The following is a 16,015-nucleotide window of genomic DNA, read 5'->3' as shown; positions in this document are numbered from 1 at the left end:
CGCTGCACCTGTCCGCAGCGTGACAAATTGTTGCTGCATGGCCCTTGGGCACAGGATGGCCGGTCGTCCGGTTGACCGTGCAACGGGCCGGGCTTATCCCGATGCCATGCTCATCCCGCCCCGCATGCCATCATGACCGCGCCGTCGATCATCCTGGTCGAAGACGATCCGCCGCTGCGGACGCTCACCACCCGCGCGCTTCAGGAACATGGCTATCTGGTCCGTCCCGCTTCGTCGGGGCCGGAAATGTGGGTCGCGTTCGACGCTGGCCCCGTAGACCTCGTCGTTCTGGACGTCATGCTGCCTGGCACCAACGGCATAGACCTCTGCCGCCAGATCCGCCGCAAGAGCGACGTTCCCATCATCTTCATCAGCGCGAAGGGCAGCGAGACCGATCGTATCGTCGGCCTGGAACTGGGCGCGGACGACTATCTGCCCAAGCCCTTCGGTACGCGTGAACTCATCGCTCGCATCCGTGCCATCCTGCGCCGTGTCGGCGTGGAGCGTGGGCCGGACGAGCATCGCGAGAGCGAAGCCCATTTCGACGGCTGGGCCGTCAGCTTCCCCCGGCGGGAACTGCGGTCGCCCACCGGCGCGGTCGTGGAACTGACCGGCGCGGAATTCGACCTGCTCGGCTCCTTCCTCAGTCACCCGCAGCGTGTCATCGCGCGCGAACGGCTGATCGAGCTGTCGCGCACCCGCATGGGCGACAGCAGCGACCGCAGCATCGACGTGCTGGTCAGTCGGTTGCGTCGCAAGCTCACCACGCAGGACAAGGCTGCGCCGATCACCACCGTCAGGGGCGTGGGCTATATGTTCAATGCTGAGGTCAGCCGCGCTTGAACTGGCATGTCAGGGTATCGCTGGGGCTGCTCGGCCGCCTGTTCGCGATCCTGTTGCTCACCCTGACGCTCGAATTCGCCGTTGGCACGCTGATCTACGAACGGGCGAGCCAGCTTTCGCTTCAGGATGACGAGGCCCGCCGGCTGGCCGAGCATCTGGTCATCGCTCGCAAGCTGCTCGCCGAAAGTCCGCAGGACGATCGGCGCGCACTCGGATTCCAGCTGACGACGGATCGCTATGACGTCCACTGGTCGCCGGTCGCCCCGCCGCCGCCGCCATTGTCGCCCGACCTTGAGCGGATGCGGCGTCAGATCATCACTTGGGAACCGAGCCTGGAGAAATCCGGCCTCTGGTTGCGCATAACCCCGGGTCGCCATTCCGAAATCAACGGCGGCCTGCAATTGCCCGACCGAAGCTGGCTCTATTTCGGCATGCGGCATAATGGCGGGAAATGGGCTTTCACCATCGGCCGGATGGGGTTGGCGCTCATTCCGGTGCTCGCGCTTCTGGTGGCCGGCTGGCTCCTGATCCGACGGACGCTCGCGCCGCTGCGCGACCTCACACATGCCACGCACAAGATCGGGCGCGGGTCCGAAGTCATCGTGCCGGAAGCGGGCACCAGCGACGTCCGCAACCTCATCACGGCCTTCAACGCGATGCAGGCCCGCATCCACCGCCTGATCGACGAGCGCACCGAAACGCTGGCGGCGGTCGGCCACGACCTGCGTACGCCGCTCGCCCGTCTGCAACTGCGGCTGGAGGCGGTGAAGGACGCCGAGGTCCAGGATGCCATGGCCGGCGACCTGGAGGAAATGGGCGCAATGCTCGAATCGCTCCTCGCTTATCTGGGCGGGGAGAAGGATCCCGAAACGCCGGTGCGCACGGACATCGCCGTCACCATAGCCACGGTCGTGGATGCCTTTCAGGACCATGGTCAGAACGTGACCTATGAAGGACTGGACCATCTCGAACTGGAGGTGCGCGCCTTGTCGCTGCGGCGGGCGGTGCGCAACCTCATCGAAAACGCCCTCCATTATGGCCAGCGCGCGCGCGTCTCGGTGGATCGGAAGGGCAATGAGGTGCTGATCCGCGTCGACGATGACGGCCCCGGCATCCCGCGCGACCGCCTGGAGCAGGTCATGCGCCCCTTCTCCCGCCTGGACGAAGCCCGTCAGCGCAACACCAGGGGCCTTGGCCTTGGGCTCGCCATCGTCCAGAAGGCGGTCGCTGCCGAAGGCGGACACCTGATCCTCGCCAACCGCCCCGAAGGTGGGCTGCGCGCGGAAATCTGCCTCGACCTGCCGCGTCAGGGTCGGCGCGCTTAGAAAGAGAAACTGTCCATCCCCAAGCAAAACTCGTTTATCGACGCGCCTTTGCCCGAGCTATGCCAACAGAAACATGGTTCAAAGGCGCATCGCATGGCGGACGACGATAATCGGAGCTTGGAAGGATATTGGGATCTGGACCAACTGGTTGCGGATCTGGGTGCCGCGCGCAGCCGCTGGCGGCAGTCGCAGCAGCATCACGCCGAATATGGGGCGGAAGGCTTCCCCTCGCGGGCCAATCTGACCAAGATCATGCAGGCGCTGTGCGGCGCGCTCTTCCCCCTGCGGCTTGGCCCCAGCTTCGTGCGCCTCCACAATGAGGACGCCTATGTCGCGGAAACCCTCCAGACGGTGCTCAGCCGCCTTTACGGCCAGATCCGCCTGGAGCTGATCTATGCCATGAAGGACGAACCGGCGACGGCTCTGGACGCGGAGGCGGCGCGCATCATCGGGGGCTTCGCGCAAAGCCTGCCGGGCTTGCGCGACCTGCTGGACACGGACGTCGATGCCGCCTTTCTGGGCGATCCGGCGGCGCGCAGCGTGGACGAGGTGCTGATCTGCTACCCGTCGATGCTGGCGATCATCCACCATCGCCTCGCGCACCGGCTGCATGTGCTGGGTGCGCCGCTCGTGGCGCGGATCGTCTCCGAAATCGCCCACAGCGCGACCGGGATAGACATTCATCCCGGCGCGACCATCGGGCACAGCTTCTTCATCGACCATGGAACGGGCGTCGTGATCGGAGAAACCGCGATCGTCGGCGACCGTGTGCGCCTCTATCAGGGCGTGACGCTCGGCGCGCGGAGCTTCCCCTCGGATCGCAGCGGCCGGCTGGAAAAGGCGCTGCCTCGCCACCCCATCATAGAGGATGACGTGGTCATCTACGCCGGCGCGACGGTGCTGGGCCGGGTGATCGTCGGCAGCCGGTCGGTAATCGGCGGCAATGTCTGGCTGACGGACAGCGTGCCGGCGGACAGCAATGTCCGGCTGACGGACAGCGTGCCGGCGGACAGCAATGTCCGGCAGGCCAAGGCCCAATATGAAGTCACCAGCCGCGTCGAGGTGTCAGCGCCGCACCGCGTCCATGCCCTGCTCGAAAGCACGGACGGGGTCGGCGAGAATATCTGACCTATTTTCCAGCGCAGCTGTCCCCATCGCCAGCGATCAGGTCCAGGCACCGCCCGTCAATCTGGTCCTTCGGCACGGGCAGTCCGATCAACGCCGCCAGGCTTGGCATGATGTCGACCGTCTCGACGCCCATCGGCTGCTCGAAATGGCGCATCCCCTTGCGCCAGAAGATGATCGGCACGCGCCGGTCCGCGTCCCATGGCGATCCGTGCGTGGCGACGCTGCCCATCACCGCCTGTTCGGGGATCGCCATCACCCGCGGCTTCAGCAGCAACAACAAGTCGCCCGACCTTTCCGCGTCGAAGCTGGCGCGCGCTTCCTGAAGCAGGGTCCAGCTCTCTGGCGGCCCGGACGGCGAGGGGGCAGCGGCGATCTGCGCTTTCGTGAACACCGTCTCGACCTGCGGATGGGCGCGCAGCAGCTTCAGCGTCTCCGCCTCCACCTTCGCGCGCTCGGCGGCGGTCAGTCCCTTGTCGAAATAGAGGTCGCCGGAAGGGCCATCGCCCCAGATCACCTTCTTGCCGGGCAGTCCGGCCTTCGCGGCCACGGCGTCTGACAGCGCCTTGGGCGTCAGCGCCATATCGACCCGCTGTTCCATGGGTATGGCGTTCAGCCGATAGCGCTCGGGCAGGTCATGGCCGCCATGATCGGCCGTCAGCACCACGACATAGTCGATCCCGTCCTTGTCCAGCCGGTCGAAGAACGCGCCCAGTTCCTTGTCCAGCCGATCGACCTGGATGCAGCTTTCGGTGCCCTCCGTGCCGTAGGTGTGACCGATATAGTCCGTCGCGGACAGGCCGATGGAGATGATGTCCGTCTGTGCCTGCTTGCCAAGGTCCATGGACTCGATCGCTGCAGCGGCGAAGGCCAGCGTCATCGCATCCTGCTCGGGCGAGATGCGGAACGCCTTGTAATCGCCGGCGGCGCGGGCGAAGCGGCCGGTGCCCACGGTCCTGTCGCCGGCCCGCACCGGAAAGTCCTTGGCGGCGCATTGCATCGGCAGGTCGAAGCCTGCATTGGCCTGCGCCAGCCGCTGCGCCATCACTGCATTCACCTTCGCCACCAGCGGCGGCGTCGCCACGCCCTTGTAGCTGACATAGCCCTGAGCGCCGCCCAACCACCATACCTGATCGGCGGTCGGCCCGCCCATCATGATCGCGGCGCGATCCTTGCCCGATACGGACACGACGCGCGTCGCGGGATTGGCCGCCTTCATCCGCCCACCCAACGTCGGGACGCGCAGGTGGACGGGCGACGCCTCATATTTGTCGCTGCTGGTGCCCGGCCGGCTTTCATCCTCGGCGCAGTAGACCGCCTTATCCGCAAGGCCGGTGGACAGGTCGAACCATGTATTGGCGATGATGCCGGTGCGTGACGGGCGGCTGCCGGTCAGGATGGTCGAATGGCCGGGGCAGGTCTCGGTCGCCGCATGGCTTTGATAGCCGCGCGGGAAGACGGCGCCTTCCTCCGTCAGCCGCTTCAGCCCCGCGCTATAATATTGCCGATATTCGCTGAACAGGTCGGCCGAAAACTGATCGACGCTGATCGCGACGATCAGCTTGGGCGGCGTTGCGGGCATGGATGGCGCGGTCGATGCCGGGGCAGGCGAGGGTGCCGGAGACTGGGCCGCCAGCGGCACGGCGGTGGCAAGCAACAGAGTGGCGGCGACTCGTTTCAACATTCTCTTGACCTTCTCATGCCTTGACGGCGGTTGGGGAGCGACCTAGCCCGCTAGCATCCACCCGACCAGAGGCCCGATGCGCATTTTTCAAGTCATATTGATGACGCTCGCGATGCTGACGGGCCTGTCAACGGCGCACGCACAGGGCGGCGCATTCGGCGGCGGTCCGGCCCATATCGCTGCGCAGCTGGAGGCGGAGAGCGGTGTTCCGAAACCCGGCGGCGGCACGACCATCGCCTTTGCGATGACGCCGGAAAAGGGCTGGCACGGATACTGGCTCAATCCGGGGGATGCGGGCCTGGGCATGACCGTCCAGTGGACGCTGCCCAAGGGTGTGACCGTCGGCGTGCTGCGCTATCCAGTGCCGGAAACGCTGCTGATCTCCGGCCTGATGAACCACGTCTATGAAGGCCCCTATGCCGTGCTGGCGGACCTCAAGGTCGCGGCCGATGTGCCTGCGGGGACGCACCTGCCGATCCGCGCAAAGGCCAACTGGCTTGCCTGCACGGACAAGGTTTGCGTGCCGGAAAGCGGCGAGCTGACCCTTGATCTTGTGGCCGGTGACGGAAGCGTGCCGGCAGCGGCGCAGGCGCGCTTCGACGCGTGGCGGACGCATTTGCCGCGCCCTCTCGGGTCAGAAGCGACCTATGCGACGGAAGGCGGCCGGTTGCGTCTTTCGGTTCCTTTCCCGGCCAGCGCGCAGGCCAGCGACATCCACCTCTTCCCGCTGGCGGAGGGTCTCGCCCGCTATGCCGCGCCGCAGACGGTGTCGCGCGACGGTGACCGTCTGCTGATCGAAACGGACGCGGCGCAGGGTGGCAAGGGCGGCGCGGTGCAGGCCGTGCTGCGCACCGGCGATCATGTCGGCTTCTTGGTTACCGCACGGCCCGGCCCAGTCGCGGGAGGATCGTCCGCCGGGCAATGGAGCGCGATCCTCGCGGCGCTGGGCGGCGCGCTGCTCGGTGGCCTGCTGCTCAACATCATGCCCTGCGTCTTCCCGATCCTCGGCCTCAAGGCGATGAAGCTCGCAAAGGCGGGCGGCGACGAACGCATCGTCCGGCGCGAAGCGCTGGCCTATGCGGCCGGCATCATCCTCACCTGCCTGGCGCTGGGCGGACTGCTGCTCGCGCTGCGGGCGGCGGGCGGTGCGTTCGGCTGGGCCTTTCAATTGCAGGATCCGCGCATCATCCTGGCGCTGCTGCTGCTGGTGACCGCCATCGCCTTCAACCTGGCCGGCCTGTTCGATCTCAGTGCGTATGGCGGCGGCGAAGGGCTGGCGGGGAAGGGCGGCCTTTCCGGTGCCTTCTGGACCGGCGCGCTGGTCGCCTTCGTCGCTACGCCCTGCACCGGCCCCTTCATGGCAGCGGCGATGGGCGCGGCGCTGCTGCTGCCGCTTGCCGCCGCGCTTACCGTGTTCGCGGGCCTTGGCCTGGGGCTGGCACTCCCGTTCCTGCTGCTTGCCTATATCCCTGCACTTCGTCGGCGGCTGCCCCGGCCCGGCGCATGGATGGGCCGGTTCCAGAAGATCCTCGCCATCCCGATGTTCCTCACCGCGCTCGGGCTTGCCTGGCTTCTGGGGCAGCAGCGCGGCGTGTCCGGCATGACCATCGGCCTTGGCGCGGCCCTCATCCTTGCCCTGCTGCTCTGGTGGCTGGGCGGCCGGCAACGGGCCGGCAGGCCCGGTGGCTGGATCGCCCTCATCGCGGCCCTGGCAGTGCTTGGCGGCGCCGTTTCCGCCCTGCCGACCAGCGCTCCGGCGGCCAGCGAAAATGCCGCCGAGGCTGTCCACTTCGATGTCGCGAAACTCGCCAGCCTGCGCGCCGCGAACAAACCGGTCTTCCTCTACTTCACGGCCGATTGGTGCCTGACCTGCAAGGCTAACGAGGCGGCCGCAATCGACCGCGCCGAAACGCGGGACGCCTTTCGCAAGGCGGGCGTCACCGTGATGGTGGGCGACTGGACCAATGCCGATCCCGCTATTACTCGCTTCCTCGAAGGTCAGGGACGCTCGGGCGTGCCGCTCTATCTCTGGTATGCGCCGGGCAAGGACGCGCAGACGCTGCCGCAATTGCTGACGCCGGCCACGCTTACCGCGCTGGTGCGCTGATGGCCAAGGTCCGCGCCGACCAGTTGCTCGTCGATCATGGCCTCGCCGAAAGCAGGGCGCGCGCGCAGGCGCTGATCCTTGCCGGCCTCGTCTTCCTTGGCGACCGCAAGATCGAGAAGGCGGGACAGCAGGTGGCCGATGACGCGGAACTGGACGTGCGCGGCCGCGATCATCCCTGGGTCTCGCGCGGCGGCATCAAGCTCGCCCACGCGCTGGAAGCCTTCGCCATCGATGTCACCGGCTTCGTCGCCATCGATGTCGGGTCATCCACAGGCGGCTTTACCGACGTGCTGCTGACGAACGGCGCGGCACGCGTCTACGCCATCGACAGCGGCACCAACCAGCTTGCCTGGAAATTGCGCTCCGACGACCGCGTCATCGTGCATGAACAGACCAGCGCCCGCATCCTGACAGAGGCGCATGTTCCCGAACAGGTCGACATCATCGTCTGCGACGCAAGCTTCATCAGCCTGGCAAAGGTGCTGGAGCGGCCGATCGGCTTCGCTCGCCCCGGCGCGCATCTCGTCGCGCTCGTAAAACCGCAGTTCGAGGCGCGGCGCGAGGAGGTGGGCAAGAATGGCGTGGTGCGCGATCCCGCAGTACATCAACGCGTGTGCGAAGAGGTCGCGCATTGGGTGCAAACGCAGGGGTGGACCGTCACTGGCCTGACGCAAAGCCCCATTACTGGCCCTCAGGGCAACGTCGAATTTCTGCTGCACGCCCGGCTTGGTGGATAACGCGTCCGCATTCGTCTTGCGGCTCGATACATAATGATACACGCCGTGACCAAGGCACGGCTTGTCCCACCCGAAAAGGCCTGTAAGCCCAATATCATGCGTCTCCTTGTGCCCATCATTTTCACGACCCTTTGTCTTGCCGGTTGCAGCGGTGAAAAGGAGAAGAGGCCGCGCACCGTTCCCCTGGTCGAAGTCCGCCCGATCGCACGCGTTTCCTTCTCCGACGATCTGGAAGCGGTGGGCACCGCGCTGGCGAACGAACAGGTCGTGCTGTCCGCCCCCGTGACGGAACGGGTGGACAGCATTCACTTCGCGGATGGCGGCTATGTGCGCCAGGGTCAGGTCATCGCCACCATGGCGGTGGCGCAGGAGCGCGCCGAACTCGCCGCCGCGCAGGCGCAGGCGCGACAGGCGCAGCAGCAGCTTGACCGCATCCAGCAACTCAATAGCCGCGGCTTCGCCACGGCGGCGTCGCTCGACCAGCAGGTGGCGCTGGTCAATTCCGCCCGCGCGAATGCCGATCAGGCGCGCGCCGCCATCACCGATCGCACGATCCGCGCGCCTTTTTCGGGCTATGTCAGCCTGCGCACCATTTCCGTGGGCGCCATCATCCCCGCCGGCACGGCCATCGCCACGGTCAGCGACATCAGCCGCATCAAGCTTGATTTCACCATTCCTGAAACGCGGCTGTCGACGATCCATGAAGGCATGCCGATCAAGGCGGTGTCCGCCGCCTGGCCCGATCGGCCGTTCAACGGCACCATCGCCACCATCGATCCGGTCATCGATCCCACCAGCCGCGCCGTCCGCGTCCGCGCCATCCTGCCCAATCCCGACCGCGCACTCAAACCGGGCATGTTACTGACCGTCAGTGTACTGGCGCGGCAACGCCAGTCCCTTGCCGCGCCGGAACTTGCCCTGGTCGGGGAAGCCGACGACCGCTATCTGTTCGTGCTGGAAGGCCGCACCGCCAAGCGGGTGAAGGTCGATACCGGCATCCGCCAGAACGGCATGGTCGAAATCACCGGCGGCGTGAAACCGGGCCAGAAGATCGTTACCGAAGGCGTGGTCAAGCTGACGGACGGCACGACGGTCCGTCTTGCGGGTGACAAGCCCGCTCCCGGCGGGGTCGGGTCGGGCGGCAAGGATCGCGCGGCCAAGGCCGGCGGCTAAGCGCAATGCAGCTTTCCGATCTTTCCGTCCGCAGGCCCGTCTTCGCCGCCGTCATCGCGGTGCTGCTCTGCATCGTCGGCATCGTCGGCTATTTCAGTCTTTCGGTACGCGAATATCCTGACACCGATCCGCCCATCGTCTCTGTCGAAACCACCTATACGGGCGCGGCCGCGTCCGTGGTCGAAACCCGCATCACCCAGCTGGTCGAAGATGCTGTGGCGGGCGTGCAGGGGATCGAGACGATCACCTCCACGTCGCAGGACGGCACGTCCAACATCAATATCGAATTCGATCCGTCGCGCGACATCGACACCGCCGCCAATGACGTGCGCGACCGGGTCGGGTCCGTGGTGGAGGATTTGCCGGAAGACGCTCTCGCGCCGGAAATTCGCAAGGTGGATTCCGACGCCCGCCCCATTCTGTTCATCGTCTTTTCGCGGCCCGGATGGTCGCCGATCAGGCTCAGCGACTATCTCGATCGCAATGTGGCCGACCGTTTCGCCGCCATCGATGGCGTCGCCCGCGTAACGATCGGCGGCGAGGCGCGGCCCTCGACCCGTATCTGGTTCAACGCCGAAAAGCTGGCGGCGTTCAACCTCACACCGGCGGATGTCGAAGCGGCTCTCCGCCGCCAGAACGTCGAACTGCCGGCAGGCCGGTTCGAATCCAAGGACCAGAACCAGACGCTGCGTGTCGAACGGGCCTACGCCCGGCCGGAAGAATTCGCGCAGCTGGTCGTGGGCCGTTCGGACGACGGCTATCAGGTGAAGCTGGGCGACGTTGCCCGGATCGAGGAAGGGGCCGAAAATCCCTACAGCAGCTTCCGGTCCAACCAGGGCACCGCGGTCGGCATCGGTATCATCCGCCAGTCGGGCGCCAACACGCTGGAGGTCGCGCAAAAGGCCAAGGCGCTGATCGAGGATATCAAGCCCAGCCTGCCGCAGGGGATGCGCATTGCGATCGGCACCGATGAATCACTCTTCATCGAGCGCGCGATCGAGAATGTCTACGATACGCTGATCGAGGCCGCGCTGCTCGTCATCCTCGTCATCTTCCTGTTTCTGGGCTCCGTACGCGCCACGCTGATCCCGGCGGTCACGGTGCCGATCTGCCTGCTCGCCACCTGCGCCGTCATGTGGCTGCTGGGCCTCTCGATCAACCTGCTGACCTTGCTGGCCTTCGTCCTCGCCATCGGCCTGGTGGTGGACGACGCCATCGTTGTGCTGGAAAATGTCTATCACCGCGTGGAGCAGGGGGACGATCCGCTGGTCGCCGCCTATCTCGGCACGCGGCAGGTGGGCTTCGCGATCATCTCGACCACGCTGGTTGTGTGCGCCGTGTTCGTGCCGGTCATGTTCCTTGCCGGGCAGACCGGCCTGCTGTTCCGCGAACTCGCGATCGCGATGATCGCCGCCATCGCCTTTTCCGGCTTCATCTCGCTCAGCCTCGCGCCGATGCTCTGTTCCAAGCTGCTCAAGACCGCCGAGCGCGGCCGCCTGGCGCGCTGGGTGGACGATCGGTTCCAGCGGCTGGAAGCCGGTTATGCCCGCTTGTTGGACAGGGTGCTGAACAAGCCGTTGCTGCCGTTGCTCGGAGTCCTGCTGTTTCTGGGCGTCGCCGGATTCCTGTTCACGCGCCTGCCGACGGAATTGGCTCCGGCCGAAGATACCGGCGTCGTGGAAGCGCAAATCAGCGCACCTGAAGGCACCGGCTTCGACCGGATGATGGCTTATATGAAGAAGATCGAGGACGATCTTGCCTTCCTGCGCAAGGACGGCACGCTTCAGAACCTCGTCATCCGCACGCCGTCGAGCTTTGGCACGACCGACGATTTCAACAGCGGCAACGTCATCGCCTTCCTGCGCCCATGGGAGGATCGCACCATCACCACGGCGGAGGTGGCGACCATCATCAACCGGGTGATCGCGGAACAGCCCGGCGTTCGGGGCAATGCCGCTCCCCGATCAGGCCTGGGGCGCGGGCGCGGGCTGCCGGTCAACATCGTGCTGGCGGGTTCGACCTATGAAGGGCTGCTCGCCGCGCGCGACCGGATCATGGCAGCCGCTGCCAATTATCCAGGCCTCATCAATCTCGACAGCGATTACAAGGAATCCAAGCCGCAGATGCGGATCGAGATGAACCTGCCGCGAGCGGGCGATCTGGGCGTGTCGGCCAACGACATCAGTCAGGCGCTGCAAAGCCTGCTGGGATCGCGCCGCGTGACGACCTATGTCGACCGGGGCGAGGAATATCGCGTCGTCGTGCAGGCGGAACAGCAGGGGCGGCAGACGCTTGCCGATCTTGAACGGATCAACGTGCGCAGCCGCTCGGGCGCGCTGGTGCCGCTGTCGGCGTTGGTGACGGTGCGTGAGGTCGCCGGCCCGCGCCAGCTCAACCGCTACAACAAGCTCCGCGCTATCACTCTCACCGCCGCGCTCGCGCCGGGAACCTCGCTGGGCGAAGCGCTGACCTTCCTTGAGGATCAGGCGCGCCAGTCGCCCGAGGTGCTGGCGATCGGCTATCGCGGCGAAAGCCAGTCGTTGCGCGAAACCGGCGGGTCCATCTGGCTGGTGTTCGGCCTTACCATCCTGATCGTATTCCTGCTGCTCGCCGCCCAGTTCGAAAGCTTCATCCACCCGGCCGTCATCATCGCCACCGTGCCGCTGGCAGTGGCGGGTGGTGCGCTCGGGCTGGCGCTGACCGGCGGATCGGTTAATCTCTACAGCCAGATCGGCATCGTCATGCTGGTCGGCCTCGCGGCCAAGAATGGCATCCTGATCGTGGAATTCGCCAACCAGTTGCGCGACGAGGGCCTGGAAATCGCCGAAGCGATCCGCGAAGCCGCCAAACGCCGCCTGCGCCCGATCCTCATGACGTCGATCGCTACGGTCATCGGCGCGGTCCCGCTCGTCATCCGCGGCGGGGCTGGGGCGGCGGCGCGCCATTCGATCGGCGTCGTGGTAGTGTTCGGCGTTAGCCTCGCCACGCTGATCACGCTCTACCTGATACCGATCTTCTACTCGCGCGTTGCCAAGCGCACGGTTTCTCCGCAAACCGTTGGTCGCAAGCTGGATTCGGCCCTCAGGGATTCGCCCGATCCGGCGGAGTGACATGGGTGGGGAGTGTTGCTGTCGATGAATGAAATCGCGTCTCCGGGCCAGTTGCGTCTCGCCTATCTGCGATGGGCGCTGGTCACGGTTCCCGCCATCGTCTTTCTGGGTTTCCTGTCAGGGAAGCTCGCCAACAGCGGCTATGGCAATCGCTGGTTCGACGGTCTGGTCAAGCCCGCCGCGATGCCGCCAGGCTGGGCGTTTGGGGTCGCCTGGACCATCCTCTATGTGCTGATGGCGCTTGCCTTCGCCATGGTCCTGCATGCGCGCGGCGCGCGCGGGCGCGGTGCGTCGATCACGCTGTTCCTGATCCAATTCCTGATGAATCTGGCCTGGTCGCCGCTTTTCTTCCGCGCGCACCAGGTCAGCGAGGCCCTGTTCCTGCTCGTCGCCCTGTTCGTGGTGGTCGCTGTCACGACGTTCCTTTTCTGGCGCATTCGCCGCCTCGCCGGGGTTCTGCTGCTCCCCTATCTTGCGTGGCTGGCCTTTGCCTCCTTCCTCAATTATGAGATCGACCGGCTCAATCCCGGTGCCGACACCCTTGTCGCTCCGGCGCTCAAGACCCAGATATAGACGACAGGGCGCGCGGGTCGCGCTGCAGGAAGGACAAGCAAGATGCAGAGCGAGAACCGCTTTTTCGACGATCTGGCCAAGCTGGTGAATGGTGCTGCCGGCACGTTCGCGGGCATGACGCGCGAATTTGAATCCAACGCGCGCGAACGCGCCAAGGAATGGATCGGCGGCATGGAATTCGTGTCGCGCGAGGAGTTCGACGCCGTGAAGGCCATGGCTGCGGCCGCGCGTGAAGAGGTCGAATTGCTGAAGGCACGGCTTGACGCGCTCGAAGGCAAGGGTGCCGGTTCCAAGCCGGAAAACGCGAACTGATCCGCCTGTCTTTTCGCCGCATGCGGTGATATGGCCCGCCGATGATGGACAGTGACGAATTTGAACATGGTGGTCAGGAAGCGGCCCCCATCGACATGCTGGCGGCCTATTTCGAGGCGCACGGTTGGAGCTTCGACCAGGTTGGCGATGATGAGATCGTCGCCAACACGCAGGGAAGTTGGGCGCAATATGAACTGCGCGGCATCTGGCGCGACGAGGATCAGGTGCTGCAGCTGCTCGCCATGCCCGACATCCGCGTCACGGATGAAAAGCGCGCGTCCATTTACGAAACGCTGGGCCTCATCAACGAACAATTGTGGATCGGCCATTTCGAGCTGTGGTCGTCCAGCGGCATCATCCTGTTCCGCCACGGCGCGCTGCTCGGCGCGGGCGGCACGCTGACGCTGGATCAGGCGCAATTGCTTGTCGAAACCGCGATCGACGAATGCGAGCGCTTCTACCCCGTGTTCCAGTTCGTCCTGTGGGGCGGCAAGTCGCCGTCCGAAGCCATTTCCGCCAGCCTGATCGAAACCCGCGGCGAGGCTTGACGGCCATGGCGGAGGCCAACGAGTCAAGGATCTTTCCCGACCACCTGTTCATGGTCGGCTGCGGTAATATGGCGGGCCAGATGCTGTCGCGCTGGCTTGCCTGCGGGCTCGATCCGGCGCGCGTCACCGTGCTGCGTCCCAGCGGGCGTCCGGTGGCGGATGGCGTGACTGTCGTCACGGATTATCCTGATGCGCTGCCGCCGGGGACCACCGTTCTTCTGGGCATGAAGCCTTACCAGATCGACGACGTGGCCGCCGCCCTTGGCCCGCGATGTTCCCCCGACACCCGATTGGCGTCGATCCTTGCCGGCACCACGCTCGCCACCCTGCGCGCGCACTTCCCCCATGTCCGCGCTATCGTCCGCGCGATGCCCAATCTCCCCGTCGGACTGGGCGAGGGCGTCACAGCCTTGTTCACTGACGAACGCACAGACGTAGAGGCGAAAGCAGCCGTCGACGCGCTGATCCAGCCGCTGGGCCTCGCCGAATGGATTGATGATGAGGCGCTGTTCAACCGGATCACTGCGTTGTCAGGCTGCGGTCCCGCCTTCCTCTTCCGCTTCGTCGACGCCTTGGCGCGCGCAGGCGAAGCCATCGGCATTCCCGCGGAGCAGGCAGCGCGCATGGCCCTCGCCACGGTGCAGGGTTCCGCCAACATGGCGGCCGAAGCGGCGGTCAGCCCGGCAGCGCTTGCCGATCAGGTCGCCTCGCCGGGTGGGATGACGCGCGAAGGGCTCAATGTACTCGATGCCGACCAGCGGCTGTTGGCGCTTCTGACCGATACGCTGGCCGCCGCCCGCAACCGCGGCGAAGCGATGGCCCGCGGCGCATAGCTTTCGACAAGGATATCCCATGCTGTCACCTGAAACGCCCATCCTGCTGCTGACCACCGGCGGGACGATCGACAAAATCTATTTCGACGCGCTGTCCGACTATCAAGTGGGCGAAACGGTGATGGCGAAGCTGCTCGATATCGCGCGGGTCAAGCGTCCCTTCCGTATCGAGGAAGTGACCCGCAAGGACAGCCTGGAGCTGGACGATCATGATCGCGCGCTGATCTACGCGCGGGTCGCGGCGGCGCCGGAAAATCATGTCGTCATCACCCATGGCACGGACACGATGACGGATACGGCCCGGCTGCTGCGCGATATTCCCCGCAAGACGATCGTGCTGGTCGGCGCGCTCGCCCCGGCGCGCTTCGGGGAAAGCGACGCGAGCTTCAACCTGGGCATGGCCTTCGCCACCGCGCAGGTTGCCGAGCCGGGCGTTTATATCACGATGAGCGGATCGGTCTTCCGTGCCGACAGGGTGGTGAAGGACCGTGCCAAGGGGGCTTTCGTGCCCATCGACAACGGCGTGGATTGACGCCGGTCCTCCGCTCCTCGGCACGCTGACCGTTTCTCGCGACCCGTCCGTGCGGGAACCTCCTTCCTCATTGCGGCATTGTTGCTGCGGGCGGCATATGAGGAGGAGAGACACATGAGCGATTATCGCGGTGAATATCAGGAACGGCCGATGACAACGACGACGGTGATCGAAAAGCGCGGCGGCGGCACCACCTTCGCTGTTCTGCTGCTGGTCGTCGTGGTGGCGGTCGCCGCCTTTTTCCTGATTTCCAGCCAGACGAACAAGGACAATGCCGTCAGCAGCGCCGCGACGCAGGTCGGCCAGGCGGCCAGCGACGTCGGCGACGCGGCCAAGGACGCCGCCAAGAGCGAGTGATCGCCACGTATCGTACGAATGAAAAAGGGCGCCCCGGACCAACCGGAGCGCCCTTTTAACCCCTGATGAAGACCTGACTTAGGCTTCAACCTTCACATGCTTGGGCGCAGCCTCGTTCAGGATGCGCAGGATCTTCTTGAGCGCGCTCGGCTCGTCCGTTTCTTCCATGGCGGCCAGTTCGCGCGCCAGCCGGCTGGACGCGGCCTCGAAAATCTGCCGTTCGGAATAGCTCTGCTCGGGCTGGTCGTCGGCGCGGAACAGGTCGCGGGTCACTTCGGCGATCGACACCAGGTCGCCCGAGTTGATCTTGGCTTCATATTCCTGCGCGCGGCGCGACCACATGGTGCGCTTTACCTTGGGCTTGCCCTTCAGCGTTTCCATGGCCTCCTCCAGCGTCTTGTTGCTGGACAGCTTGCGCATGCCCACGCCTTCGGCCTTGTTGGTCGGCACGCGCAGCGTCATGCGCTCCTTTTCGAAGCGGAGCACGTACAGCTCCAGCTCCATGCCCGCGATCTGCTCCTTCTGCAGTTCGATCACACGGCCAACGCCATGCTTGGGGTAAACGACATAATCACCAACGTCAAAGGACAGCGCCTTGGCAGCCATTTGATACCTTTCCAATTCAACCGGGGAACGGGACGAACGCGGGGGCAGATGTGCCAGAGACAAATGCCGGGAGGTCCACGGCGCCACCGTCATGACATGAAGATCATTCTCCAGGGCCGGACAGGGGGACATCCGGACAACGATCGCCTA

The 16,015-nt window shown here is 65.5% G+C and carries 15 protein-coding genes; 13 read left to right on the top strand and 2 right to left on the bottom strand.

Translation table 11 applies throughout. The features are described 5' to 3' along the window. The first annotated feature begins 132 nt into the window (after positions 1 to 132). From ACFQ24_RS01125 to epsC, 3 genes are all read left to right on the top strand, one after another. Positions 133 to 843, top strand: a complete 711-nt coding sequence (locus tag ACFQ24_RS01125) for a response regulator (RefSeq protein ID WP_066762803.1) — start codon at positions 133 to 135, stop codon at positions 841 to 843. Beyond that, a complete protein-coding gene (locus tag ACFQ24_RS01120; protein ID WP_380908503.1) occupies positions 840 to 2,168 on the top strand; it encodes an ATP-binding protein in 1,329 nt (442 codons plus the stop codon). The genes ACFQ24_RS01125 and ACFQ24_RS01120 overlap by 4 nt, the downstream gene beginning before the upstream one ends. A 93-nt stretch (positions 2,169 to 2,261) precedes the next feature. Further along, positions 2,262 to 3,296, top strand: a complete 1,035-nt coding sequence (gene epsC / locus ACFQ24_RS01115) for a serine O-acetyltransferase EpsC (RefSeq protein ID WP_380908501.1) — start codon at positions 2,262 to 2,264, stop codon at positions 3,294 to 3,296. Between the two features lies 1 nt (position 3,297). Here epsC and ACFQ24_RS01110 read toward each other — a convergent pair whose 3' ends face one another. Then, positions 3,298 to 4,977 carry an alkaline phosphatase family protein gene (locus tag ACFQ24_RS01110; RefSeq protein ID WP_380908499.1) on the bottom strand — a complete coding sequence of 560 codons (1,680 nt, stop codon included), beginning with the start codon at positions 4,975 to 4,977 and terminating at the stop codon, positions 3,298 to 3,300. A 76-nt stretch (positions 4,978 to 5,053) separates the two neighbouring features. Here ACFQ24_RS01110 and ACFQ24_RS01105 point away from each other — a divergent pair, with 76 nt between their 5' ends. The 10 genes from ACFQ24_RS01105 to ACFQ24_RS01060 all read left to right on the top strand — a co-directional run bounded on the left by ACFQ24_RS01105 (position 5,054) and on the right by ACFQ24_RS01060 (position 15,259). Then, positions 5,054 to 7,084: a protein-disulfide reductase DsbD family protein gene (locus ACFQ24_RS01105; protein ID WP_380908497.1), complete on the top strand. Its 2,031-nt coding sequence runs from the start codon at positions 5,054 to 5,056 to the stop codon at positions 7,082 to 7,084. Then, positions 7,084 to 7,821 (top strand): TlyA family RNA methyltransferase, encoded by a 738-nt coding sequence (locus tag ACFQ24_RS01100; RefSeq protein WP_380908495.1) that lies wholly within the window; start codon positions 7,084 to 7,086, stop codon positions 7,819 to 7,821. Before ACFQ24_RS01105 ends, ACFQ24_RS01100 begins: the two co-directional genes overlap by 1 nt. 96 nt (positions 7,822 to 7,917) lie before the next feature. After that, positions 7,918 to 8,994, top strand: coding sequence for an efflux RND transporter periplasmic adaptor subunit (locus tag ACFQ24_RS01095; protein ID WP_380908576.1), 1,077 nt, complete (start codon positions 7,918 to 7,920; stop codon positions 8,992 to 8,994). A gap of 5 nt (positions 8,995 to 8,999) precedes the next feature. Further along, positions 9,000 to 12,104, top strand: a complete 3,105-nt coding sequence (locus ACFQ24_RS01090; protein ID WP_380908493.1) for an efflux RND transporter permease subunit — start codon at positions 9,000 to 9,002, stop codon at positions 12,102 to 12,104. A 24-nt stretch (positions 12,105 to 12,128) separates the two neighbouring features. Continuing rightward, a complete protein-coding gene (locus ACFQ24_RS01085; RefSeq protein ID WP_380908491.1) occupies positions 12,129 to 12,677 on the top strand; it encodes a TspO/MBR family protein in 549 nt (182 codons plus the stop codon). 42 nt (positions 12,678 to 12,719) lie between these two features. Beyond that, entirely contained in the window at positions 12,720 to 12,989 is a 270-nt protein-coding gene (locus ACFQ24_RS01080) for an accessory factor UbiK family protein (protein ID WP_380908489.1), read from the top strand. Between the two features lie 41 nt (positions 12,990 to 13,030). Further along, entirely contained in the window at positions 13,031 to 13,537 is a 507-nt protein-coding gene (locus tag ACFQ24_RS01075) for a type III secretion system chaperone family protein (RefSeq protein WP_380908488.1), read from the top strand. A 5-nt stretch (positions 13,538 to 13,542) separates the two neighbouring features. Continuing rightward, positions 13,543 to 14,370 (top strand): pyrroline-5-carboxylate reductase, encoded by an 828-nt coding sequence (proC, locus tag ACFQ24_RS01070; protein ID WP_380908486.1) that lies wholly within the window; start codon positions 13,543 to 13,545, stop codon positions 14,368 to 14,370. 19 nt (positions 14,371 to 14,389) lie between these two features. Further along, positions 14,390 to 14,902: an asparaginase domain-containing protein gene (locus ACFQ24_RS01065; protein ID WP_380908484.1), complete on the top strand. Its 513-nt coding sequence runs from the start codon at positions 14,390 to 14,392 to the stop codon at positions 14,900 to 14,902. A gap of 114 nt (positions 14,903 to 15,016) precedes the next feature. Beyond that, the gene (locus ACFQ24_RS01060) at positions 15,017 to 15,259 is read left to right on the top strand and encodes a hypothetical protein (protein WP_380908482.1); all 243 of its coding nucleotides are present in this window, start codon (positions 15,017 to 15,019) and stop codon (positions 15,257 to 15,259) included. Positions 15,260 to 15,337: 78 nt separating this feature from the next. Here ACFQ24_RS01060 and ACFQ24_RS01055 read toward each other — a convergent pair whose 3' ends face one another. Then, positions 15,338 to 15,865, bottom strand: coding sequence for a CarD family transcriptional regulator (locus ACFQ24_RS01055; protein ID WP_066767735.1), 528 nt, complete (start codon positions 15,863 to 15,865; stop codon positions 15,338 to 15,340). Positions 15,866 to 16,015 lie beyond the last annotated feature (150 nt).

It is taken from the genome of Sphingobium olei, from assembly GCF_042678845.1.
Classification (GTDB): domain Bacteria; phylum Pseudomonadota; class Alphaproteobacteria; order Sphingomonadales; family Sphingomonadaceae; genus Sphingobium; species Sphingobium olei.
Note: the sequence above shows the minus strand (reverse complement) of the source record. Positions and strands in the feature narration are given on the sequence as shown.